The sequence below is a fragment of the Chryseobacterium cupriresistens genome, from assembly GCF_046614675.1.
Taxonomy (GTDB): Bacteria; Bacteroidota; Bacteroidia; order Flavobacteriales; family Weeksellaceae; genus Chryseobacterium; species Chryseobacterium cupriresistens.
This window is the reverse complement of the sequence record NZ_JBKKJT010000005.1, coordinates 143,602-166,438: the sequence shown is the minus strand read 5'-3', so window position 1 is coordinate 166,438 and position 22,837 is coordinate 143,602. Positions and strand designations below refer to the sequence as shown.

Here is a 22,837-nt window from a genome sequence, read left to right as displayed (position 1 = left end):
ATCAATACAAATTAAACGTAAATGATATTTTCCCTTTTCGATATACCGTTAAATTCCTGTTAAAAATATTATTTTTGCGGAATTGATTGAATGTTCAATAATTTACTAACATAAGATAATTTAAATGATTAGTTGGAGAAAGCATTATAAAAAAACGTTGATCGCGATAGGCTTATTGCTATCAACCAGTGCTTCATTTTACGGGCAAGACGGCGATCCTAAAAACGGAGAGAAACTTTTCAAAGCGAATTGTACTGCATGTCACGCGCTGGACAAACAAGTTGTAGGGCCACCATTAAAAGGGGTTGTAGAACGAGTAAAGACAGAAGGTGGTGTAGACAAAGATTGGCTTCACAAGTGGATCAAAGACAACAAAGCTCTGAGAGCTTCTGGGGATAAATACGCTAATGAGATTTTTGAAAAGTTTAATAAGACTGAAATGCAGGTCTTTCCGAATCTTACAGATAAGGATATTGACGACATTTTAGCTTTCACAACTAACCCTCCTGCTCCGGAGGAGAAAAAGCCGGAAGCAACTCCTGCAACTGACGCTACTGCGGCAGCACCTGCAGACAAAACTACAACAAACGTTGTCATCATTTCACTTTTAGCGATCGCAGGTTTACTGGTTTGGATCTTGGTTAAACTAAGACAATTGGTGAAACTGGGTCAGTCTGAAGATTTAGCCGGACTTAATGAAACACGAGTTCGTTCTTTCAGTGAAATGTACGAGAAGTTCCACTTCATTGGTAAAGGTTTATTGGCAATCCTTGCTATTTTAGCCGCTTACGGAGTATGGAACTGGTTAATGTGGATCGGGGTTTACAAAGGGTACAAACCTGAGCAGCCTATCTACTTCTCTCACAAAATCCACGCCGGAGAACAGAAAATTGACTGTCAGTTATGTCACTCCAGTGCTAAATACGGAAAAGTATCTGAAATTCCTTCTATGAACGTTTGTATGAACTGTCACAGAACAATTTCTGAATACAACGCAGATCACTACATGGAGCCTGGAAAAGACAAGGCATTCTATGACGGTGAAATCCAGAAGATCTACGCAGCAACAGGTTGGGATCCTGCAAAACAACAGTACACAGGAAAAACACAGCCAGTTGAATGGACAAGAATCCACAACATGCCAGACTTCGTTTACTTCAACCACTCTCAGCACGTAATTGCTGGAGAACAGGCGATCATCAATTCTTTCAACAAAAAGAATCCTAACAACAAAATTGATGTTGTATGTAAAGCTTGTCACGGTAAAATTGATACAATGAATGTTGTTCAGATGGCTAACGACTTTACTATGGGATGGTGTATCGAGTGCCACAGAACGACTGAAGTTGATATGAACAACGGTTATAATAAAGAGTACTTCAAAAATCTACATGACAAGTTGAAAAAACAATATCCACAAGATGGAGGTAAGATCACTGTAGATGCAATTGGAGGTCTTGAGTGTGGTAAATGTCATTATTAATAACTAAAAAATTAGAAGTATAAATGGCTTCAAACAAAATACAATTCAGAAGTATTCATGAACTTAAAGATCCGGCTTTGAATAATAAGCTGGCTCAGAAAGAGTTTCAGGAAGAAATTCCGGTAGAAGATTTCCTTGGAGATGCTGAGAAAAACGGATCAAGTACTTCAAGAAGAGATTTCCTTAAATTACTAGGATTCTCTACAGCAGCAGTTACCTTAGCTGCCTGCGAAGCTCCGGTAATCAAAACGATTCCTTACGTGGTAAAACCGCATGATATTATTCCGGGAATCCCTAATTATTACGCTTCAACCTATTTTGACGGTTTCGACTTTGCTAGTGTTTTGGTAAAAACCCGTGAAGGTAGACCTATCAAAATTGAACCCAACCCAGCTGGCGGCGATTTAGGTAAAACTAACGCAAGAGCTCAGGCAAGTGTACTTTCTCTTTATGATAATGATAAAGTAAAGCAGCCTAAACTGGATGGTAAAGATGAAACTTTCGATAAAGTAGACAGTTTTGTTATTAAAGGGTTGGAAGAAGCTAAAGCGTCTGGCAAAAAGATTGTGGTTTTATCACACTCTTTTGCCTCACCAACTTTCAAAAAGTTATTCGCTGAATTCAAAGCTAAATATCCTACAGCTGAATTAGTAACATATGATGCTTTCCCTTACTCTGCAGGATTAGATGCAGCTCAGGAAGTATTCGGACAAAGAGCATTACCTGTTTATGACCTTAAAGGTTCTGAATTGGTAGTTTCTTTCCAGGCTGATTTCTTAGGAGACTATAACGCTTCAAGCTTAGAAACTTCTTATGCAGCAGCTAGAAAGCCAGGACCAAACATGTTGAGACACATTCAGGTGGAATCTAACATGTCTTTAACCGGTGCTAATGCTGACTCAAGATACAGATTAAAACCAAGTGCTGTAAACAAAACTTTAGTTGAAGTTTACAACGCAATCGTAGGTGGCGGTACTTCTGATAAGACTGCAACTGAAATTGCTAACGAATTGAAAGCAAAAGGTAGCAAAGCTGTTGTTTTTGCTGACGGTTCTAAAGGAGCACAGGTTTTAGCACACTTAATCAACCAGAAATTAGGTTCAGTAGCTTTCACAGGTAAAGCAAACTTCCTTAAAGAATTTGACGGAGCAAGATACCAGGAATTCCTGGGATGGATAAACGGTGGACAAGTTGGTGTATTGGTTACCAACAACGTAGACCCTATTTATTCTCATCCAAAAGGAGAAGATTTCAAGAAATCTTTATCTAAAGTTCCTTACGTAATTGCTGTAGCAGATAAGAAAAATGAAATGTACAAAGCAGCGAAAGCTGTAATTCCTGTAGCCAACTGGCTGGAGTCTTGGGGAGATATCGAACCACAGACAGGAGTATATTCATTAATGCAGCCTACAATCCAGAAAATCTACAAATCAAGACAGATTGAAGAATCTCTATTGGTTTGGAAGAACGGAAAAAACAATGCAGCAAACAATTACTACGATTATTTAAAAGCAAACTCTGCTTCTCTTTTAGGTGGTACTTCTTTCAACAAAGCATTGTATAACGGTATCAACGCTTCTACCAACGCAACTACTTTAGCTTATGCAGGTGGAAACGCTGCTCAGGCTGTTGCTGAACTAGGAAACTTTAAAGCTTCTGAATTAGAATTAGTATTATACACTAAGACTTCAATGGGAGATGGTACTCAGGCAAATAACCCTTGGTTACAAGAGTTACCTGATCCAATCACAAGAATGTCTTGGGATAACTATCTGACAATTTCTCCAAAAGACGCAGAAAAGTTCGGAATTGATAACGATCTTAATGCAAGAATGCAGCTGGATGGTTCTATCGTAAACCTTACTGTAAACGGAGTAACAATAAAAGATGTTCCTGTATTCGTACAACCTGGACAAGCTGAAGGATCTGTAGGTCTTGCGCTTGGTTATGGTAAGAAAAACTCAGGAGCAACTGCTGATACCGGTGTAAATGCTTATCCTTTATTTGACGGTTCTAACCTTGTTCTTTCAGGTGTTAAAATTGAGAAAACAGGAGAAGATCACGAATTCGCAGGTATCCAGCTTCAAAATACATTGATGGGTCGTTATGAAATCGCGAAGGAAGTTCCTTTGGCAGATTTCATCAACGTAGCTTTCGATGATGAGCACAAAGGATGGAACAAACCTTTGGAATACCACACGATCAGCGGAGCACTTCCAGCGAGAAAAATCGACCTTTGGGATGCTTTTGATGATACAGATGGTCCTCACTTCAACTTATCTATCGACCTGAACTCTTGTACTGGTTGTGGAGCATGTATCATTGCTTGTCAGGCAGAAAACAACGTTCCTGTAGTAGGTAAAGAAGAAGTAAGAATGTCCAGAGATATGTACTGGTTAAGAATTGACCGTTACTATTCTTCAAGACAAACGGTAGAAGTATACGAAGGGTTAAAAGAAGGAATGGCTGTACCAGAATTATACGGTACTGCATTCAACAAAGAAGGAGGTGCATTGAACCACCCTGCTGATAATCCGGATGTGATCTTCCAGCCAGTAATGTGTCAGCACTGTAACCACGCTCCATGTGAAACTGTATGTCCGGTAGCGGCTACTTCACACGGTAAGCAAGGTCAAAACCATATGGCTTACAACAGATGTATCGGTACAAGATATTGTGCAAACAACTGTCCATACAAAGTAAGACGTTTCAACTGGTTTACTTATAACCTAAATGACAAGTTCGATTTCAACATGAACAATGATTTAGGAAGAATGGTACTTAACCCGGACGTAGTTGTAAGAACTAGAGGGGTAATGGAGAAATGTTCAATGTGTATCCAAATGACTCAGAATACAATTCTTGAGGCTAAGAAAGAAGGAAGAAGAGTGAAGGATGGAGAATTCCAGACTGCTTGTTCTAAAGCTTGTTCTACTGGAGCAATGACATTTGGAGACATGAATGATAAAGATTCTTCGATCAGAGAGCAATATGCATCTAACAGAAGATATTATTTACTAGAGGAGATCGGAACAAAACCAAACGTGTTCTATCACACTAAAGTAAGAAACAGAGTAGAAAAATAAAGTTTAAATAATAAATAGGTAAAAAATGTCAGGACATTACGAAGCTCCGATAAGGGAACCTCTAATTATTGGTCACAAAACTTATCACGATATTACAGAAGATATCGCACGACCTATCGAAGAAAGAGCAGGTAAATTATGGTGGATCTCATTATATGCTGCACTAGTTCTATTCCTCTATGGATTCGGCTGTATCGCTTACACTATCGGGACAGGTATTGGAGCATGGGGGCTTAACAGAACTATTAACTGGGGTTGGGATATTACCAACTTCGTATGGTGGGTAGGTATCGGTCACGCCGGGACCCTAATCTCCGCAGTATTATTATTATTTAGACAGAGATGGAGAATGTCTGTAAACAGATCTGCAGAGGCGATGACGATCTTTGCGGTTGTACAGGCAGCAATCTTCCCTGTAATCCACATGGGTAGAGTTTGGGTTGGATACTGGGTATTCCCTTTACCAAACCAATTCGGTTCTCTTTGGGGGAACTTCAACTCTCCTCTACTTTGGGACGTATTTGCGATCTCTACATATTTCTCAGTATCAACTGTATTCTGGTTCATGGGACTAATCCCTGACTTTGCAATGATCAGAGATAGAGCGAAAACTCCTTGGACTAAGAAAATTTATACATTCCTTGCATTCGGTTGGGGTGGTAAAGCAAAACACTGGCAAAGATTCGAAGAACTTTCTTTGGTTCTTGCAGGTTTGGCAACTCCACTTGTATTCTCAGTACACACTACCGTATCTTTTGACTTCGCAACTTCGGTAATTAAAGGATGGCACTCAACAATCTATCCTCCTTATTTCGTTGCCGGTGCGATCTTCTCAGGATTTGCAATGGTACAGACCCTATTGTTGGTTGCAAGAAAAGTATGTCACTTAGAAGAATATATTACAATGTATCATATCGAAATTATGAACATCGTAATCATCTTAACGGGTGGTATGGTAACTGTAGCTTATGCCACTGAATATTTCATCGGATGGTACTCAGGATCCAGATTTGAAGATTTCACATATCTTTCTCCGGGTGCTGCTGTAGGACCTTACTGGTGGGCATTCTGGTCATTGATCATCTGTAACCTTGTTATTCCTGCTTCTTTCTGGTTCAAGAGACTAAGAACGAACATTATCTGGACATTCATTGTTGCATTGATCATCAACATCGGTATGTGGTTCGAGCGTTTTGATATCATCGTTATCAACCTTTCAAGAGACTACTTACCAGGATCATGGACTATGTTTAAGCCAACGATCATTGATGTGGGTGTATACTTAGGAACAATCGGATTCTTCTCTGTATTATTCTTATTATATGCAAGAACATTCCCTGTAATTGCACAGGCTGAATTAAAATCGATTTTGAAAATCTCAGGTGAAACTTATAAAGCAAAAGAAGGAGATGAGCACCACTAAAATTGTATACGGACTTTATGCTGACGACGACGATTTAATGAACGGCGTTAAAGCATTCAACGATAAAGGAATCGCAATCAACGAAGTTTATACTCCGTTTCCGGTTCACGGACTAGACAAAGCTTTAGGTTTAAAGAAAACCAGAATTTCTGATGCCGCTTTCATCTATGCTTGTTATGGTGTAACGATCGGTGCTACTCTTACCTGGTATGTGATGAATCACGACTGGCCTCAGAATATCGGTGGTAAACCAGCTTTTGACTGGGGGCACAACATGCCGGCATTCGTAGTTCCAATGTTCGAATTAATGGTATTCTGTGCAGCTCACATGATGTCTTTAACTTTCCTGGTTAGAAACAAAATGTATCCAGGAGCTCCTGCTCAGAACCCGGACCCAAGAACTACTGATGATAAATTCATGATGGAATTCGTAACTGAAGATGTAGAATCTGTAAAACAGTTGCTTATTGAAACTGGAGTTGAAGAAATAACTGTTAAAGACGCTTAAAATGAAAAAGAATGTATTAAAAATTACAGCGGTTTTAGGTTTAACAACAGTTTTACTTAACTCTTGCGGACCAAAGGAGAACACTCCGTTGGTATATTTCCCGGACATGTATTTTCCGGTAGCTTATGATCCGTTGATGAAAGCTCAGGATGCTTACTCAGATCATGAAAATGAAATTCCTGCTTTTGTTAAAAATAATGGTGCAACAGGTCTTTCTCCGGTAGAAGGATCAGTTGCTCAGAATAAAGATGGAGTTTTTGAAGAAAGCTTATTACCTAAAAATGTTGACGAGTACAACGCAGGGTATGAAGCCTCTAAAAAACTTACAGTATCTCCTTTGAACCCAGCTAATGCAGCGAAGGATCTTGAAAGAGGTAAAATATTGTTTGATCACACTTGTGCTGCATGTCACGGTACAGGAGGTGACGGACAAGGACCTATCGTACAAAGTGGAGCATTCTCCGGAGTGCCAAACTATGCTGACAGAGAACTTACTGTAGGATCTGTTCATTATGTATTAACAAACGGTAGAAATGCCATGGGATCTTATGCGGGACAATTGAACGCAGGAGACAGATGGAGAGTAGCAATGTATGTGATGAGTGCTTTCAAAAAAGGAGCAGCAGCACCGGCAGCAGCTACAGCGGCGGCACCAGCAACAACTGAAACGACTACCGAAACTAAAAAATAAGAAAAGAAATGTATAGTTTTTCACCAAAATTAAAATCAACTTCTATAATACTTCTTGTTGTAGGTTTAGTTCTTTTCGGTATTGGTTTCTTTTTGAACAAAGGAATTTCTACTGAGAAAATAGAACAAATGATGGAAGCTGTTCATGCTTCAGGTCATACTGCTCCTACACACTCAAGTGAAATGGTTGGACCTCAGGATCACGCGGCTCACCTTGAGCATGCTACATTGCAGGTACACAACCAGCCTTTAGCAGCAATACATTTTGTAGCTGTATTTTTCTTTGGAGTAAGTTGCTGCGTATTATTCTTCTATTCTATTCAGCACGCTGCACACGCAGGATGGCCGATCATCATTACAAGAGTAATGGAAGCTATTGCTTCTTATATCCCTTACGGTGGTGCAATCTTAGTAATCCTGATGATCTTAAACATCACTCATAATGGTCATTTATTCCACTGGATGGACCCTGAATTGACAAACCCGGATTCTCCGCATTTTGATGTGATCTTATTCGAAAAGAAAAAATTCTTAAATATTCCTTTCTACGCAGTAAGAACTTTAATCTATGTGATTGGTGCTTCTTTCTTCGCTTGGAAATTAAAAGCTCAGTCTAAGAAAGTAGACGAAACTAAATCTAAAGTAGAGTATCAAATGCTTTACAGATGGGCAGTAGGATATATTGCATTCTTCGGATTTGCTTCTGCAGCTTGGGCTTGGGACTGGTTGATGTCTATTGACCCTCACTGGTATTCTACAATGTATATCTGGTATTCAATGGTTAGCTGCCTTTCAAGTGGTATCGCTGTAATCATTCTATTAAGTGTTTATCTTAAGAAAAATGGTTTCTTACCACAGTTCAATGACAACCACTTACACGATTTAGGGGTATTCCTTTTCGCTACAAGTATGCTTTGGACGTATACATGGTTTGCTCAGTTCATGTTGTACTGGTATGCCAACGTTCCGGAAGAGGTTAACTACTTCTTCGGTAGATTCCAGCACTACTCTCCTACTTTCTTACCAATGTTGATCATCAACTTCTTATTACCATTATTGGTATTAGTGAGCAGCAGCATCAAGAGAAACTACAAAGTAGTTACTACAATGGCAGTAGTAGTAATCTTAGGACACATCTTAGACTACTTCAACATGGTAATGCCGGGAACGGTAGGACCATACTGGAACACTCCTGAAGTATTCTTGTTAATCCTTGGAGCAATCTTATTCGTAGCCGGATTATTTATGTTTACTGTACTTTCAGCTTTATCTAAACTGAAGTTGATTCCTACAGGAAACCCATTCTTACACGAATCTGAAATTTATGAGTATCCTTTCTAAGGACTTGTAACAAAATAAAATGATAAAAGACTGATTGTTAAAACGATCAGTCTTTTTTTATGCACATCAATCAACAAACTTACTATGAAAACAAAACTTTGCCTTTACACATTCTTCCTTTTGCTATGTAGTTTTATTCAGGCTCAGACCATCACCTTTGTTTCTGAAAAAAATAACAACCCTCTTCCAAGAGTTTCTGTATTTGGAAAAGACGGAACTATTTTAGCCTATTCTGATATTGAAGGTAAGATAGACAAACAATCCCTCTCGCCTTCCCAGGAGAAATTTCAGCTTGTCTACAATAATTTTCCGGTGGCCACCTTATCTTACTCAGACTTTGATCAATCCGTTATAAAAATCAATGATCAGGTAAAGGAAATTGAAACTGTCGTTATCAAAAATAACAAACCGGCAAAATATATTTTCATTAAGGGAAATTTTAACGCCTATGTAACGGTAAACAATAAGCTTAACAGCTATGCCGATGGAATTGTAACTTACATTTTTGACAATAAAACAAAAAAACTGAAAAGCTCCAATGTAGAACAATACAGAGTTTTCAGACTGGCAGACTCTAAAAACGAGAAAAAAGAAACTTCATCATGGGATTATGGGAACTCTCTGCAAATCCCAAAACTTAAAAATGTAGGAAATCCTGAAGAGTATAAAACCAAAAGAAATATCATCAGAGAATTGAAAGGCGATCGTAAAGATCAGATTGAAGTGACAGGCTGCGCCCTTCAGGAAAAAGAATTTTCATTCTTCGGATATAGATTTTATGATATCAGAACCATATTGAATATGTCGTTTGAGAAAGGATCAGAAAAAACACTAAAAGATTTCCTCGAATATAACGAACTCGTTTTTGTTAAACTAAAACATAAAAGTGAACCTGAATACAATCAGATTGCACTTTACACTAATTTCTACCCTGCGGAACTTAGTTTCACTAATGACAACGATATTGAAAAGGTAAAATTCAATAAAGATAACAGCAGTTACCAGACGTCTTACTGGCAGAATCCTTCGTTCCCGAATATGCAGACCATCTTCAGTAATTTTTTTAAAGGAGACTTAAAAGAACAACCCAACAAAAAGTAAAAATAAGATTATGGCTCCTGTGATAAAGAAATAAAATAAGTCATAAAACATAAAGTGAAAATAAAATCTAGTATTAATAAAGGTTTTATTAAATTTGCAACAAACCAAATAAAAATGAAAAAGTTTTCTTTTCTACTTGTTTTCAGTCTGTTGCTTTTTACAGCATGCAAGAAAGATCATGTAGATGCTACGAATACTAAAACACTGCAGTCAAGTATCAATGATATGACTTCCAGTTTACCAACCATTAAACAGATTAAGTTTAATGAAGCTCTTTACATCCTTAAAACATTTGGAGTAGAAGCTGATGGTGATATCAATGAGCTGAAAGCCCTGGGAAAACTGATCAACGGAAAAAAAGTTCCTGAAATCATGGCTCTGGCTGATGAAGTGGCTCAGAAAAACGGAATTGAATGGGCAAGTACTGCCCCACCATCACTGGGAGAAATGAATATCTTCGGGGATGATAAAGCAAAAGAAAGCGATCCTAATGATGTGAAAGCAGGATCACTAAGCCTTGTGACAAGACCTACAGGTGATGACGGAACCGGGGCGCCTACGGCCATTCAGATTGTTCCAAGACTTGTAGATGCAGCCGGAAACCCGGTATCTTTCACAGGTGCAGGTCTTGAAGCCACTCTTGAAGTATTCAGCAATGGTGTAAGACTAGCTACAGCTAAAAACCTGATGCAGGATAATAACTTTAAAGGATTCAATTTAAAATTCTCATCTATCCCTGCTTCAAAAGTGGTAGATAATAAAATTGACATCACGGTTTCCGTAAAAACTACGGCAAAAACTTTCAAAATGTCAAAAATCGGACTTGATGTGAATGCTGCAGCCTTAAAAGTACCTGCCATTCCAAAAACAGATTCAACCGCGCTGACAGAACAGCCAAGTGCAGTGGTGGATCCAAACAATCCTGCAGCTACACCTGCAGCAACGACTGATCCAACAGCTACTCCTGCTACACCAGCAGCTCCAAAGCAGCCCACAGCAGATCCTAAGAATACGGTAAGCAAGTTTCTGAACAATGTAAGTTCTCAGAATTTAAAAGCAGCATACGAAACGGCAAGCAATCCAAGCTGGGGAAGTTATGAGTCTTTCTCAAATCCTACTTCAGGTTTTGGATCGGTGAAGAATGTAAGTGTAAAAAATATTACAACTAACGGTACCACTGCCAACAGTGCAAGTGTAAACGCCACTTATGATGTGACGGATAAAAGCGGGAAGACAACTTCTTTAAAAGTAACTTTCGGGCTTAAAAATGTAAACGGAGACTGGAAAATTTCCAGCTATAAAATCAATTAATAAATGGCTTCAGCAGAACTGATCAAGAAATTAGAAGAAACAATTGAAAACATTCCTGATTTTCCGATTCCGGGAATACAGTTTAAGGATATTTCACCCATCTTTTTAAATCCAAAACTTTATGAAGACGTTATTGCAGATCTTGTAGCCTTCAGTAAAGGGAAAATCGATGCAGTCTGCGGAATTGAAAGCCGCGGTTACCTTTTTGGAATCGCTATCGCTGTGGCATTGGAAGTTCCATTCATCTTAATCAGAAAAGCGGGAAAACTTCCTCCTCCTGTCATTTCAGAAACATATGACCTGGAATATGGAAGCGCTATTATAGAAACCCGTGAAGGGCAGATAAAACCCGGACAAAGAGTTTTGATTCATGATGATCTTCTGGCAACCGGAGGAACTACTGAAGCTGCTGCCAAATTAGTAGAAAAGCAAGGCGCAATAGTTTCACAGTTCAGTTTCCTTATCGGTTTACAAGGCTTAAATGGAGATGAAAAACTGAAGAAATTCGGGGCAGAGATCTACCATATTTTAAGTTATTAAGATTGATCCTAACAAGATAAATGCTTCGGCTCCGCTCGGCATGACAATGGCTAATAATTTACTGTGAGATTAGAACAAGCAGTATCAGAAGTGTCATGCTGAGCATCTCGAAGCATCTTTTTTTAATAAATTCATCATTAACCATTAACAATTCACAAGATTTCGTCAATAATACTCACAAAGTATTTTGTAAATCTCTCAGAAACAATTAAATTTGCATTTCAATTTTTAAAAACTTATGGCAAAATTGGGAAAGAGTGCTCAGAACGAGCAAGAAGGTAAAGAAACGGTTGAGTTCTTTAAAGACCTTGACAGAGAGGCTTTAAACACTGAAAGATTTGTTGAAAAATATTCAAAGCCGCTTGGTTTTGTATTTGGAGCTTTGATTTTAGGAGTTTTAGGATTCTTTGCTTATAAGCAATTTGTAATTGCTCCAAAGAACACTGAGGCTGTAAAAAGTTTCCTTGCTGCTCAAAAGAACCTTACAGAAGGCAAAGATAAAGATGCTTTAGGTGGAAAATCTGCTGCTAATCCTGGTTTTATAGGTACAGCTAATGAATATTCTTCTACTGAGATTGGTAAACTTTCTGCTTACAATGCTGGTTTATTAAAATTCAAAGAAGGAAAATTCCAGGAAGCATATGATCTTTTGGATAAATTCTCTTCCAAAAACAAAACTTTGATGGCAATGAAGTATGGAGCAATGGCTGATGCAAAATCAGGTCTTAACAAAAATGATGAAGCTCTGTCCTTATTAGATCAGGCTGCTACAGCATCTGATGATCCTTATACAACGTATTATTTTACAAGAAAAGCAGGTATTGTTGCTTTAGGATTAAAGAAAAATGCAGAAGCTAAAAAATACTTCTCTGCAATTGACGAGAAATATCAGGACTACGACAACGGAATGTCTGATTCTTATATCGAAATGACTAAATATTATTAAAAAATGGCAACAGTTAATCTATCCGATTACAAGCCACTTCATATAACGAATGCCGAAGATTTTTCTATCGGCATTGTTTTTTCTGAGTGGAATGATTTTGTAACTTACAATCTTCGTGATGCAGCTTTGGAAATCCTTGAAAAAGAAGGGGTAAAACCTGAAAATATCAAACTTTTCCCTGTACCAGGAGCTTTCGAATTAAGCTATGCTAGTATGCAGCTTTGCAAAGAGAGAAAATATGATGCAGTAATTTCTATAGGATGTGTGATCCGCGGGGAAACTCCACATTTTGACTATGTATGCTCTGCAGTAGCGCAGGGAATCAAAGACTGTAACATCATGACGGACACCCCTACTATTTTCTGTGTATTAACAGATGATAACAAAGAACAATCTATTGCAAGAAGCGGTGGAGATCTTGGAAATAAAGGAGTGGAAGCAGCCGTTACAGCGCTAAGAATGATTGATTTCAAAAAGAAATTATCTGATAAAAAGGGGAATATCGGTTTCGGACACTCTTAACTTTTTATTCACTTTAACAATATAAAGGGGCTATTTTTAATAGTCCCTTTTTTATTAGTATATAAATAATTCATAAATCTTATTAATAAAAAGGATGTTTTTCTTTTTTTCCGTCAAAAGTTCCCTACAAAAACTATCTTTGTGAAAATTAATAAAGACAGACAATACATGTTTTTAAAAAAAATAAAACCCTTCCTGTATTTAGGAATTTTCTATCTTATTATTTCGTTGATAATAAGAACCGTATTCTTTTTTCATCCTATTACTACTGCTAGTTTTGGATTTTTCGAAGTTGTAAAAGTTTTGCTGATAGGTCTGGTGAATGACATTTTTGTTTTCATACTGGCCAGTTCCATTCTCGCTCTTTACTTCCTCTTTCTTTCCAATTCAAAATATAAAAAACCTTACGGACACATTATTCTGAGTGCTCTGGTTCTATTCTTCCTTTATATATGGCTTGTGCCGAACAATATTTTCAAGCAGTATGGAGGTTCCATCATGGAAATAGCCCTTGTTTTCGTAGGAATTAAGGCCCTTTTCTTCGGATTGATGCTGTTCCTTCCTGCACAGAGAATTAAGATCCGTAATATATTATATTTCATCACATTACTGTTATATGTTCTTCTGATCATTTTCAACGGGGTAAGTGAATATTTTTTCTATAATGAATTTGGAGTTCGTTATAATTTTATTGCTGTAGATTATCTTATCTATACCAATGAGGTGATTGGGAATATCATGGAAAGCTATCCGGTTATTCCGCTGTTTTCTGCCATCATGATTGTTACCCTGGTCATCACATGGTTTATTTATAAGAAAACAAAAGATGAGCTTCTGGAACTACCAGATTTTAAACAAAAAATGGTGCTGCTGGGTAGTTTTATGGTACTTTGTGCGTTGAGTGCACTGGCAATACCATCCTTGATGCAAATCAGATCCGACAATGTTTTCGCAGACGAAATTGAAGCCAACGGACTTCCTAAGTTCTACTGGGCGTTTACCCATAATGAACTGGATTATTTCCAGTTTTATTCACAGATTAACCAACAGCAGGCTGAAAAGAATTTCTTAAGCCAGTATCCACAACCTACTTTATCAAGAGCTGTTGTTGCAGAACAGCCTGAAGTGAAGAAAAACGTAGTATTGATCTCCATTGAAAGTCTTTCTGCAGATTTCATGGAACATTATGGCAATACCCAAAAAATTACTCCTTTCCTGGACAGTCTTGCTGATAAATCACTCATGTTTACCAATCTGTATGCAACCGGAAACAGAACAGTACGCGGACTGGAAGCTTTGACATTATGTATTCCTCCTACAGCAGGAGAAAGTATCATCAAGAGAGATGACAATAAGAATAAATTCACAACCGGAAGTGTTTTCAAGTCTAAAGGATATGATGTTAAATTTTTATACGGCGGATACAGCTATTTTGATAATATGCAGGATTTCTTCGGAGGAAACGGCTATGGTATCGTAGACAGAAATAACTTTAAACCTGAAGAAATTACTTTTGCCAATGTTTGGGGCGTTGCTGATGAAGATATGGCCAGAAAAGCTATTCAGATAATGAATGCTGAAGCTAAGTCAGGAAAACCGTTTTTCAATCATTGGATGACAGTTTCCAACCACAGACCATTTACCTATCCTGACGGAAGAATTGATATTCCGGGAACGGCAAAATCCCGTGAAGGGGGTGTAAAGTATACAGACTACTCTCTTAAGTTGTTCTTCGATATGGCTAAGAAACAAGACTGGTACAAGAATACGGTTTTTGTTATCATTGCAGACCATTGTGCATCCAGTGCGGGAAAAACGGAACTTCCGATGGATAAATACAGAATTCCTGCTATGGTATTTTCTGAAGGATTTATTCAGCCTCAGAAATTTGATGCGCTGATGTCGCAGATCGATATAATGCCGACCGTTTTGGGCTTATTAAACTTCAGCTATCAGTCTAAATTCCTGGGTCAGGATGTGTTCAAACCGGAATTCCAGCCTAAAGCTTATGTGGCAACCTATCAGGATCTTGGATTTATCAAAGGTGAACGTTTGACCATTATTTCGCCGGTAAAAAAGGTAAAACAATATTCTTTGGAACTGGAAAAAAGTGATCTGAAACCTGAGTTTAAACTATATTACGACGAAAAATTATTAAAAAATCCAGATCAGAAACTGGTGGATGATGCTGTATCAGCTTATCAGTCTACCTCTTACTGGCTAAAAACGAAACAACTCAACAGATAAATATCTAAATATTTTCGCTTATAATCTGGCGTAAAATATTTAAATTAACCCATAAATTTATTAGTATGAAATGGACAGACGACAGAGGCGGAAACGTTGATGACCGCCGTGGTTCAGGAGGCGGAAGTGGCGGTATGATTGTAGGAGGCGGACTCGGAACTTTAATTATAGCAGCCATCGTATTCTTTTTGGGAGGTGATCCATCCGGTATCTTGAATTCCGGAGGCATGCAGCCTTCAGGAAATTCCGGAGAACAGAGAGAGCTTACTGCCGATGAAAAACAAATCGGAGAAATGGTCAAAATGATGGACGCATGGAATAGCCAGACCTGGAATCAGATTTTCACAGAAAATGGCATGACCTATACCGATCCAGGAATTGTTCTTTTCGAAAATACAACATCTTCAGCATGCGGTACGGCTCAATCTGCCATGGGGCCATTCTATTGCCCGGCCGATCAGAAAGTCTATATGGATATGAGTTTTTTTGGTGAACTTCAGCAAAAATTCGGAGCTAAAGTAACAGAATTTACGGTAGCTTATGTTCTTGCGCATGAAGTAGGACACCATGTTCAGACCCTTTTGGGAACTACACAGAAAGTGGATGCGCTAAGAAGAAGCGGAAGATATTCCGAAGAGCAGATGAACAGAGTATCCGTTGCGACAGAATTACAGGCTGATTTCTATGCCGGAGTATGGGCAAAAAGAACCAATGACAGCAAACATATTCTGGAACCCGGAGATATTGAGTCTGCCATAGATGCTGCCGAAGCGGTTGGCGATGATAATATTCAGAAAAGAGCACAGGGATATGTGAATCAGGAAAGTTTTACCCACGGCTCTTCTGCACAGCGTAAAGAATGGTTTATGAAAGGGTACAACACCGGAGATATCAGACAGGGTGATACTTTCAACCAGCTATTAAAATAGTTTTTATCAAAAATTATAATGATATAAAAAAGCGGTCTTAAGTCAAGACCGCTTTTTTATTTATTGCAATTCGATCGGATTAGAATTTTTCTTAGCCTCTTCTTTCACCCTTTCTTCCATTCTTTTTCTCATATCAGCAGGATTTTGGTTTCCGCCGCCGGAGCCTCTTCCGCCTCCGCCTATTCTTATTGTATTAGAAAATCCACCTTGTCCACTGCCACTTTGGCTCATAAACGACATCGGATCAGCTTTAAATTTTTGCTGCTGTTTGATATAATCTGTTCTTTTTACTTTCAAAGTATTTCCAAACTGGTTCAAAGCCGGAAACTCAGCAATTTTATAGTTTTTCATAAGATCAAAAGAATAATCTCCTTTATCATCTTCCACTTTTACAATCAACCCCGGAAGTCCTCCGAACTTATAAGGTCCATCCTGATAAGGAAGATCTGTTGTAAACCATGCCGTCCATTTTCTTCCACCAAAATCAGTTTCAGCTTTCTGAACTTTATACTCGCCTATTTTTCTCGTTTCTGACTCTATTTTCCAGTTCAGTGGTCTGTCTTCTTCATACGAATAGAGATCACGCCCGATTCTGTCTTTAAAATAGGTCTTTTGATTGGTTTTATCTTTTTCAATGGAATAGCTGATATTCGTTTTCAATCCTTCCATCTGATCTCTGTTGATGCTTGCTCTTCCGCCTCCGCTCTGAAATGCTTTTTGCATAATAGAATCTCTTTTGATTCTGTTTTCAGAATAAAACACAGATTTTTCCGGAGAAATATCCAGATAAGCATTTTCAGTCTTGATATCTGTTTTATTTTCAGCATCAGGCTTCATCGTCACCTGATATACGAATCTGTTGGTTTGTGCAGAAACATTCTGTATGAAGAGCGCCAATGCGATAATACCTATTTTTTTCATTTATATTTTTATTTATTGAGCATTATTAAAAGAAAGATTTATTGTACTTTATTTTTGACAAGTTTTCTCCCTTATTGCTTGATTATATGTCTTCCTTATAGATTTAAAATACGATTCAAGGTTAAAATTATGAATAAAACCTTAACAGAAAACGGCTCAGTTTATCTTTTTTTAACATCATTTATCCTCTGATAAATTGCTATTAATATCATAATCATTAAAATAGACATCTTCGATTTGAGATTGCGGAAATTAGTTTGTATTTTTGCATCATTAAATCATTCTAAATAAATACAATGATAAAAGTATCAGACCATGCAAAGGAGAAAGCCATCCAGTTAATGACGGAAGATGGTTTTAACCCTGCTGAAGATTATATAAGAGTAGGGGTAAAAAGCGGCGGATGCTCTGGTTTAGAGTATGTTTTAAAGTTTGACAACGAAAAAACAGACACAGATCAGATTTTTGAAGATAATAACATTAAAATTATTATAGATAAAAAATCCATCCTTTATTTAGCAGGAACAACTCTTGAGTATTCAGGAGGATTGAACGGAAAAGGGTTTGTTTTTAACAACCCGAATGCATCCAGAACATGTGGATGTGGGGAATCATTTAGTCTTTAGAGAAAAGACATTAGATCCTAGATTTCAGACCTCAGAGCTATTCTGACTTCTGAAATCTAATCTGAAACCTAAAAAAAAATAATGAGTAAATATACAGAAGACGATCTAAGAGTCGATCTAGAAAATAAAAAATATGAATTCGGTTGGGAGACGAAGATTGATTATGAAGACTTCCCGACTGGTTTAAACGAGGATATCATCCGTGCGATCTCTGCTAAAAAAGAAGAGCCGGAATGGATGACTGAATGGCGATTGGAATCTTTCAAAATCTGGCAAAAAATGGTAGAGCCTGAGTGGGCTAATATCAAATATGAAAAACCGGATTTTCAGGCAATCCGTTACTATGCTGCTCCAAAAGTAAAGCCTGAACTGGCAAGCCTTGACGAAGTAGATCCTGAACTATTGAAAACATTCGAAAAGCTAGGGATTAATATCGAAGAGCAAAAAAGACTTTCAGGAGTTGCTGTAGATATCGTAATGGACTCAGTTTCTGTGAAAACCACTTTCCAGGATACACTTGCAGAAAAAGGAATTATTTTCTGCTCGATCTCTGAGGCTATTAAAAACCACCCTGATTTGGTAAGAAAATATCTTGGAAAAGTAGTTCCGAGAGGAGATAACTTTTATGCAGCATTGAATTCCGCAGTATTTTCTGACGGAAGTTTCTGTTATATTCCTAAAGGAGTAAAATGCCCGATGGAACTTTCTACTTATTTCCGTATCAATCAGGCAGGAACAGGACAGTTTGAAAGAACGCTTCTTGTAGCTGATGAAGGAAGTTATGTATCTTATCTTGAAGGATGTACAGCACCGTCAAGAGATGAAAACCAGCTTCACGCAGCGGTTGTAGAGCTTATCGCTTTAGATAATGCTGAAATTAAATATTCAACGGTACAGAACTGGTACCCGGGTAATGAAGAAGGTAAAGGAGGTGTATTCAACTTTGTAACGAAGAGAGGACTTTGCGAAAGAAATGCAAAAATCTCCTGGACACAGGTTGAAACAGGTTCAGCTGTAACATGGAAATATCCTTCTTGTATCTTAAAAGGAGACAATTCTATCGGAGAGTTCTACTCTATTGCGGTAACCAACAACCACCAATATGCAGATACAGGAACAAAAATGATCCACATTGGAAAGAATACCAAATCAACGATTATTTCAAAAGGTATTTCTGCCGGAAAATCACAAAACTCATACAGAGGACAGGTAAAAGTAATGCCTTCTGCAAAAGGAGCCAGAAACTTTTCACAATGTGACTCTTTATTGATGGGTAATGAATGTGGAGCTCATACTTTCCCTTATATTGAAATCAAAGACCCTACGGCACAGTTAGAGCACGAGGCTACGACTTCAAAAATCGGGGAAGACCAGATTTTCTACTGTAACCAGAGAGGTATTGACACAGAAAGAGCTATTGCTCTGATTGTAAATGGTTTCAGTAAAGAAGTTTTAAATAAACTTCCAATGGAATTTGCTATTGAAGCACAGAAACTACTTGAAATTTCACTAGAAGGTTCGGTAGGTTAATCTTTTAAAAGGATTTTCAGATAAAAACCAACTGATTTAAAGGCAAGGTTTTCAGAGTTTTTATCAGATGATCAACCGTTATCAACGGGAAATAAATTGTAATCTTCACAGGAGATTATTAGTAAAATAAAATATAAAAAGCTTCTATGTCCGCTGAGGAAATACTTCAGTTAAAGACAAAGTGAATACACAATGAGAAGCTCACACAATTATAAAGCAAAAGTTAGCAAGAATGTTACAAATTAAAGACCTTCACGCCAAAATTGAAGATGGCGCAGAAATATTAAAAGGGATTAATCTTGAAATAAAGCCGGGCGAAGTTCACGCTATCATGGGACCAAACGGAGCTGGTAAGTCTACCCTTTCTTCTGTAATCGCAGGAAAAGAAGATTACGAAGTGACTGGTGGAGAGATCCTTTTTGACGGACAGGACATCAGCGAAGATGCTCCTGAAGATAGAGCTCACAAAGGAATTTTCCTTTCTTTCCAGTATCCTGTAGAAATTCCAGGAGTTTCTGTAACGAACTTTATCAAAGCCGCTTTAAACGAAACAAGAAAAGCAAACGGACTGGAAGAAATGCCGGCAAAAGAAATGCTTGCTCTAATCCGTGAGAAATCTGAAAAACTGGGAATCAAAAAAGATTTTCTTTCAAGATCATTGAACGAAGGATTCTCCGGAGGTGAAAAGAAAAGAAACGAGATCTTCCAGATGATGATGCTTAATCCGAAATTGGCTATTCTTGATGAAACTGATTCAGGATTGGATATCGATGCTTTAAGAATCGTTGCAGATGGAGTAAACTACTTCAAAAATGAAGGAAATGCAGTTCTTCTGATTACCCACTATCAAAGATTGCTTAACTATATTCAGCCTGACTTCGTTCACGTGTTAGCAGACGGGAAAATCATCAAAACCGGTGATAAATCTTTAGCATTAGAACTTGAAGAAAAAGGTTACGACTGGCTTTTAAATTAATTTGAAATTTACTATTTGAGATTTGAAATTATGCCAACCATTTATGAAGTGTAGCAAATATGAATCTCTAAAGTAAAAATTGGATTCCTATTCCTCGGAATAACAATATTTTAGTTCAAAAAAAAGAAAAAATGGTGCAAACCACAGACATACCAGTAATGGCATTAAAAGAACAAATTATAGAGAACCATAGTGAATTTTTGGAGAGTCTTCGTCACAGATTTCTGGATGAGGAAAGAAAAACAGCGCTTCAAAAATTTGCAAACTTTGGTTTTCCTACTAAAAAAGACGAAGAATATAAATATACCAATCTAAAGGAGATCACGGAAAAAAGCTACAACTTCTTCCCGAAAGAGCACCACAATATCACTAAAGAGCAGTTTGATGAACTGCATCTTGGTGAAGAGAATTTTGATTGGATTGTTTTTGTAAACGGTAAACTTCACAAAGAGCTTTCTAAAGTTTCTATTGAAAATGTGGAGTTCCTTTCATTCAATTATGCATTGAATGATGAGAAACATAAGGAGGTTTTTGAAAAATATTTCAATACCATTGCTTCTAAAGAACAGGCTTTTACGAACCTGAACCTTGCTTACTGCAAATATGGCTTCTTCCTTAAAGTTCCTAAAAATGTAGTGATTGAAAAGCCAATCCACGTTTTTTATATTTCTCAGAATCAGGAAGAAAATACATTCTACAATACCAGAAACCTTTTGATCGTAGAAGAAGGAGCAAAAGTAGAAGTGATTGAAAGCCACCATAATTTTGACACCACTTACGTACTGACAAACTCTGTAACAGAGATCTTTACATACCCAAATGCGAAAGCTGACTGGCACAAACTTCAGAACGATAACAACACAACCTATCTTATCGATAATACTTTTGCAAAACAGGAGAAGGACAGCTTAACTACGGTAAACACATTCTCTTTCGGAGGTAAACTGGTAAGAAACAACCTTGATTTTATTCATAACGGATCCAATATCAATTCATTCATGAACGGAATTACCATTATCGGGAAAGATCAGTTGGTAGACCACCATACAGCAGTTCACCACAACTTCCCGAATTGTGAAAGTTACCAGAACTACAAAGGAATTTTTGATGGTAACGCCCATGGAGTTTTCAACGGAAAAGTTTTTGTGGACAAAATTGCTCAGAAGACAAATGCTTACCAGCAAAACAACAATGTATTGCTAAGCGAAGGGGCAAGTATTGATACAAAACCTCAGTTAGAAATTTTTGCAGACGATGTAAAATGTTCTCACGGATGTACAGTAGGACAATTGAATGAAGATGCTTTATTCTATCTGAGAGCCAGAGGAATTTCGAAAAAAGAAGCTCAGGCACTACTTTTATATGCTTTTGCGAATGATGCTATGCAGAATATTGATATAGAACCTCTAAAAGAGAAAATTTCAAAGCTGCTGGCTGAGAAATTAGAAGTTGATATAGAATTTTAAAACTTATATATATTGATAAAAAAGCACTTCAAATGAAGTGCTTTTTTTGTATTTACAGATTGTGTGTCTCTTATTTTTTCAACCAGCTTTGGTTATCTTTATTTTCTGAACGTTTCTTACCGTTATCAAAATTATACGCCAATCCTACGCCCAATGTCTGCTTCAGCTGGGTCTTCCATATCTGATTATGGTCATACAAAAGGTCAAGGGTAACGTTGGTAGAAATATATTTATTGATTTTCATGCTCAAAACTCCGCTATATCCAAGGACAAGCCTGTCCGGGTGATCAAGGTAGTTTGAGAATACAGAAGCCGTATTCAGTAAGGTTATATTCTCCATAATCTTCAGTTTGTACATTGCCGTTCCCAGGAAACCGAATTGGAAAAGAGAAGAATCTCCATCGTTTTTAAGACCGTAAGTTCCTGCTTTCTGAAGATCTTCGTCTAAAACAAAAGTCCATCTGGCATTCGCAGGCCGTAAAGTAACTGTAAGATTATCATTGGGACGGTATGTAACCCCTGCTCCTACACTCAGATATCCGGGAGCCATAAAATTGGAAATCTTTTTTGCATCAGGATTATTTCCATCTTCATAACCCGGAGCAAACTGAGTCTGAAGCCCCGCCCCTGCAGATAAATACCAATGTTTGGCAAATTCTCTACCATAGTTTGTAGAAAGATTAATGACATCCTGCGTTTTTCTAACTCCTGTTCCTTGTGTGTTATTTTGTCCGTACCCCAGAATGATAATATTTTCCCAAAGATCTTTCCCTTTTTCATAGGTCAGGTTGTAATTAACGCCAGCAAGCCAACCTACGTTGTTGGCTCCTCCACCTACCCAGTTTGAAAAGGCAGCCTGATTAAGCATTAATGTATTTTGTCCCTGAATAGACCATGCCTTAGCTGTGTCTGATACCGGAGCTTCCGTCTTAGCCTCCTGAGCGAGTGCTGCAGCCCCAAAAGAGATAGAACTGATCAATAAAAGTTTTTTCATAATGTTGATTTATTACAAATGTATAAATAATAATTTATGCCGACATAAAATTCACTTTAAAATGAATTTAACATAATTAAAAAATACATCATAATCAACTGAAAACAAAAGACTTGAAAAACAAAAATTACGACTCACAAACTTAAGTCAACTTAAAATTCAGGCATTTTAAAAACAAAAAAACACCTCATTTCTGA

19 protein-coding genes are annotated in these 22,837 nt (G+C 37.6%); 17 read left to right on the top strand and 2 right to left on the bottom strand.

Translation table 11 applies throughout. The features are described from left to right. The first annotated feature begins 124 nt into the window (after positions 1-124). The 13 genes from ACLI50_RS15240 (at position 125) to ypfJ (ending at position 16,127) form a co-directional block, all read left to right on the top strand. Positions 125-1,483 carry a c-type cytochrome gene (locus ACLI50_RS15240; RefSeq protein ID WP_047426932.1) on the top strand — a complete coding sequence of 453 codons (1,359 nt, stop codon included), beginning with the start codon at positions 125-127 and terminating at the stop codon, positions 1,481-1,483. 23 nt (positions 1,484-1,506) lie between these two features. Further along, positions 1,507-4,569: a TAT-variant-translocated molybdopterin oxidoreductase gene (locus ACLI50_RS15235; RefSeq protein ID WP_110009110.1), complete on the top strand. Its 3,063-nt coding sequence runs from the start codon at positions 1,507-1,509 to the stop codon at positions 4,567-4,569. A gap of 25 nt (positions 4,570-4,594) precedes the next feature. After that, on the top strand, positions 4,595-5,992 hold the full coding sequence (nrfD, locus tag ACLI50_RS15230; RefSeq protein WP_034691792.1) for an NrfD/PsrC family molybdoenzyme membrane anchor subunit: 1,398 nt from the start codon (positions 4,595-4,597) through the stop codon (positions 5,990-5,992). Then, the gene (locus ACLI50_RS15225; protein WP_027371993.1) at positions 5,979-6,500 is read left to right on the top strand and encodes a DUF3341 domain-containing protein; all 522 of its coding nucleotides are present in this window, start codon (positions 5,979-5,981) and stop codon (positions 6,498-6,500) included. The genes nrfD and ACLI50_RS15225 overlap by 14 nt, the downstream gene beginning before the upstream one ends. A gap of 1 nt (position 6,501) precedes the next feature. After that, positions 6,502-7,191, top strand: a complete 690-nt coding sequence (locus ACLI50_RS15220; protein ID WP_110009109.1) for a c-type cytochrome — start codon at positions 6,502-6,504, stop codon at positions 7,189-7,191. An 8-nt stretch (positions 7,192-7,199) separates the two neighbouring features. After that, entirely contained in the window at positions 7,200-8,531 is a 1,332-nt protein-coding gene (locus ACLI50_RS15215; RefSeq protein WP_034691800.1) for a hypothetical protein, read from the top strand. Positions 8,532-8,615: 84 nt separating this feature from the next. Beyond that, complete coding sequence (locus ACLI50_RS15210; RefSeq protein ID WP_411414150.1) at positions 8,616-9,632, top strand: hypothetical protein; 1,017 nt, start codon at positions 8,616-8,618, stop codon at positions 9,630-9,632. 114 nt (positions 9,633-9,746) lie between these two features. Further along, positions 9,747-10,943, top strand: coding sequence for a hypothetical protein (locus ACLI50_RS15205; RefSeq protein WP_202841910.1), 1,197 nt, complete (start codon positions 9,747-9,749; stop codon positions 10,941-10,943). Between the two features lie 3 nt (positions 10,944-10,946). Next, on the top strand, positions 10,947-11,483 hold the full coding sequence (locus ACLI50_RS15200; RefSeq protein ID WP_110009105.1) for an adenine phosphoribosyltransferase: 537 nt from the start codon (positions 10,947-10,949) through the stop codon (positions 11,481-11,483). 238 nt (positions 11,484-11,721) lie between these two features. Beyond that, positions 11,722-12,429, top strand: a complete 708-nt coding sequence (locus ACLI50_RS15195; RefSeq protein ID WP_062673110.1) for a YfgM family protein — start codon at positions 11,722-11,724, stop codon at positions 12,427-12,429. A gap of 3 nt (positions 12,430-12,432) precedes the next feature. Further along, the gene (gene ribH, locus ACLI50_RS15190) at positions 12,433-12,951 is read left to right on the top strand and encodes a 6,7-dimethyl-8-ribityllumazine synthase (protein ID WP_034691815.1); all 519 of its coding nucleotides are present in this window, start codon (positions 12,433-12,435) and stop codon (positions 12,949-12,951) included. A 168-nt stretch (positions 12,952-13,119) separates the two neighbouring features. Continuing rightward, complete coding sequence (locus ACLI50_RS15185; protein WP_202844205.1) at positions 13,120-15,198, top strand: LTA synthase family protein; 2,079 nt, start codon at positions 13,120-13,122, stop codon at positions 15,196-15,198. A gap of 65 nt (positions 15,199-15,263) precedes the next feature. Next, the gene (gene ypfJ / locus ACLI50_RS15180) at positions 15,264-16,127 is read left to right on the top strand and encodes a KPN_02809 family neutral zinc metallopeptidase (protein ID WP_202841912.1); all 864 of its coding nucleotides are present in this window, start codon (positions 15,264-15,266) and stop codon (positions 16,125-16,127) included. Between the two features lie 60 nt (positions 16,128-16,187). On the opposite strand, the gene ACLI50_RS15175 is transcribed toward ypfJ, so the two are convergent. Next, the gene (locus tag ACLI50_RS15175; protein WP_110009101.1) at positions 16,188-17,048 is read right to left on the bottom strand and encodes a GLPGLI family protein; all 861 of its coding nucleotides are present in this window, start codon (positions 17,046-17,048) and stop codon (positions 16,188-16,190) included. A 296-nt stretch (positions 17,049-17,344) separates the two neighbouring features. Between ACLI50_RS15175 and ACLI50_RS15170 the strand changes: the two genes are divergently transcribed. From ACLI50_RS15170 to sufD, 4 genes are all read left to right on the top strand, one after another. Further along, positions 17,345-17,674 (top strand): HesB/IscA family protein, encoded by a 330-nt coding sequence (locus ACLI50_RS15170; protein WP_062673099.1) that lies wholly within the window; start codon positions 17,345-17,347, stop codon positions 17,672-17,674. A gap of 81 nt (positions 17,675-17,755) precedes the next feature. After that, positions 17,756-19,204 carry a Fe-S cluster assembly protein SufB gene (gene sufB, locus ACLI50_RS15165; protein WP_062673097.1) on the top strand — a complete coding sequence of 483 codons (1,449 nt, stop codon included), beginning with the start codon at positions 17,756-17,758 and terminating at the stop codon, positions 19,202-19,204. Between the two features lie 232 nt (positions 19,205-19,436). Beyond that, a complete protein-coding gene (sufC, locus tag ACLI50_RS15160) occupies positions 19,437-20,180 on the top strand; it encodes a Fe-S cluster assembly ATPase SufC (protein WP_110009100.1) in 744 nt (247 codons plus the stop codon). A 158-nt stretch (positions 20,181-20,338) separates the two neighbouring features. Next, entirely contained in the window at positions 20,339-21,646 is a 1,308-nt protein-coding gene (gene sufD / locus ACLI50_RS15155; RefSeq protein WP_202844212.1) for a Fe-S cluster assembly protein SufD, read from the top strand. Between the two features lie 70 nt (positions 21,647-21,716). Here sufD and ACLI50_RS15150 read toward each other — a convergent pair whose 3' ends face one another. After that, positions 21,717-22,640: a DUF3078 domain-containing protein gene (locus ACLI50_RS15150; protein ID WP_202841914.1), complete on the bottom strand. Its 924-nt coding sequence runs from the start codon at positions 22,638-22,640 to the stop codon at positions 21,717-21,719. Positions 22,641-22,837 lie beyond the last annotated feature (197 nt).

Excerpts from the sequence above, each read along its gene's own strand:
- ACLI50_RS15240 (WP_047426932.1), top strand. The coding sequence starts at position 125 with ATGATTAGTTGGAGAAAGCATTATAAAAAAACGTTGATCGCGATAGGC.
- ACLI50_RS15235 (WP_110009110.1), top strand. The coding sequence starts at position 1,507 with ATGGCTTCAAACAAAATACAATTCAGAAGTATTCATGAACTTAAAGAT.
- nrfD (WP_034691792.1), top strand. The coding sequence starts at position 4,595 with ATGTCAGGACATTACGAAGCTCCGATAAGGGAACCTCTAATTATTGGT.
- ACLI50_RS15225 (WP_027371993.1), top strand. The coding sequence starts at position 5,979 with ATGAGCACCACTAAAATTGTATACGGACTTTATGCTGACGACGACGAT.
- ACLI50_RS15220 (WP_110009109.1), top strand. The coding sequence starts at position 6,502 with ATGAAAAAGAATGTATTAAAAATTACAGCGGTTTTAGGTTTAACAACA.
- ACLI50_RS15215 (WP_034691800.1), top strand. The coding sequence starts at position 7,200 with ATGTATAGTTTTTCACCAAAATTAAAATCAACTTCTATAATACTTCTT.
- ACLI50_RS15210 (WP_411414150.1), top strand. The coding sequence starts at position 8,616 with ATGAAAACAAAACTTTGCCTTTACACATTCTTCCTTTTGCTATGTAGT.
- ACLI50_RS15205 (WP_202841910.1), top strand. The coding sequence starts at position 9,747 with ATGAAAAAGTTTTCTTTTCTACTTGTTTTCAGTCTGTTGCTTTTTACA.
- ACLI50_RS15200 (WP_110009105.1), top strand. The coding sequence starts at position 10,947 with ATGGCTTCAGCAGAACTGATCAAGAAATTAGAAGAAACAATTGAAAAC.
- ACLI50_RS15195 (WP_062673110.1), top strand. The coding sequence starts at position 11,722 with ATGGCAAAATTGGGAAAGAGTGCTCAGAACGAGCAAGAAGGTAAAGAA.
- ribH (WP_034691815.1), top strand. The coding sequence starts at position 12,433 with ATGGCAACAGTTAATCTATCCGATTACAAGCCACTTCATATAACGAAT.
- ACLI50_RS15185 (WP_202844205.1), top strand. The coding sequence starts at position 13,120 with ATGTTTTTAAAAAAAATAAAACCCTTCCTGTATTTAGGAATTTTCTAT.
- ypfJ (WP_202841912.1), top strand. The coding sequence starts at position 15,264 with ATGAAATGGACAGACGACAGAGGCGGAAACGTTGATGACCGCCGTGGT.
- ACLI50_RS15175 (WP_110009101.1), bottom strand. The coding sequence starts at position 17,048 with ATGAAAAAAATAGGTATTATCGCATTGGCGCTCTTCATACAGAATGTT.
- ACLI50_RS15170 (WP_062673099.1), top strand. The coding sequence starts at position 17,345 with ATGATAAAAGTATCAGACCATGCAAAGGAGAAAGCCATCCAGTTAATG.
- sufB (WP_062673097.1), top strand. The coding sequence starts at position 17,756 with ATGAGTAAATATACAGAAGACGATCTAAGAGTCGATCTAGAAAATAAA.
- sufC (WP_110009100.1), top strand. The coding sequence starts at position 19,437 with ATGTTACAAATTAAAGACCTTCACGCCAAAATTGAAGATGGCGCAGAA.
- sufD (WP_202844212.1), top strand. The coding sequence starts at position 20,339 with ATGGCATTAAAAGAACAAATTATAGAGAACCATAGTGAATTTTTGGAG.
- ACLI50_RS15150 (WP_202841914.1), bottom strand. The coding sequence starts at position 22,640 with ATGAAAAAACTTTTATTGATCAGTTCTATCTCTTTTGGGGCTGCAGCA.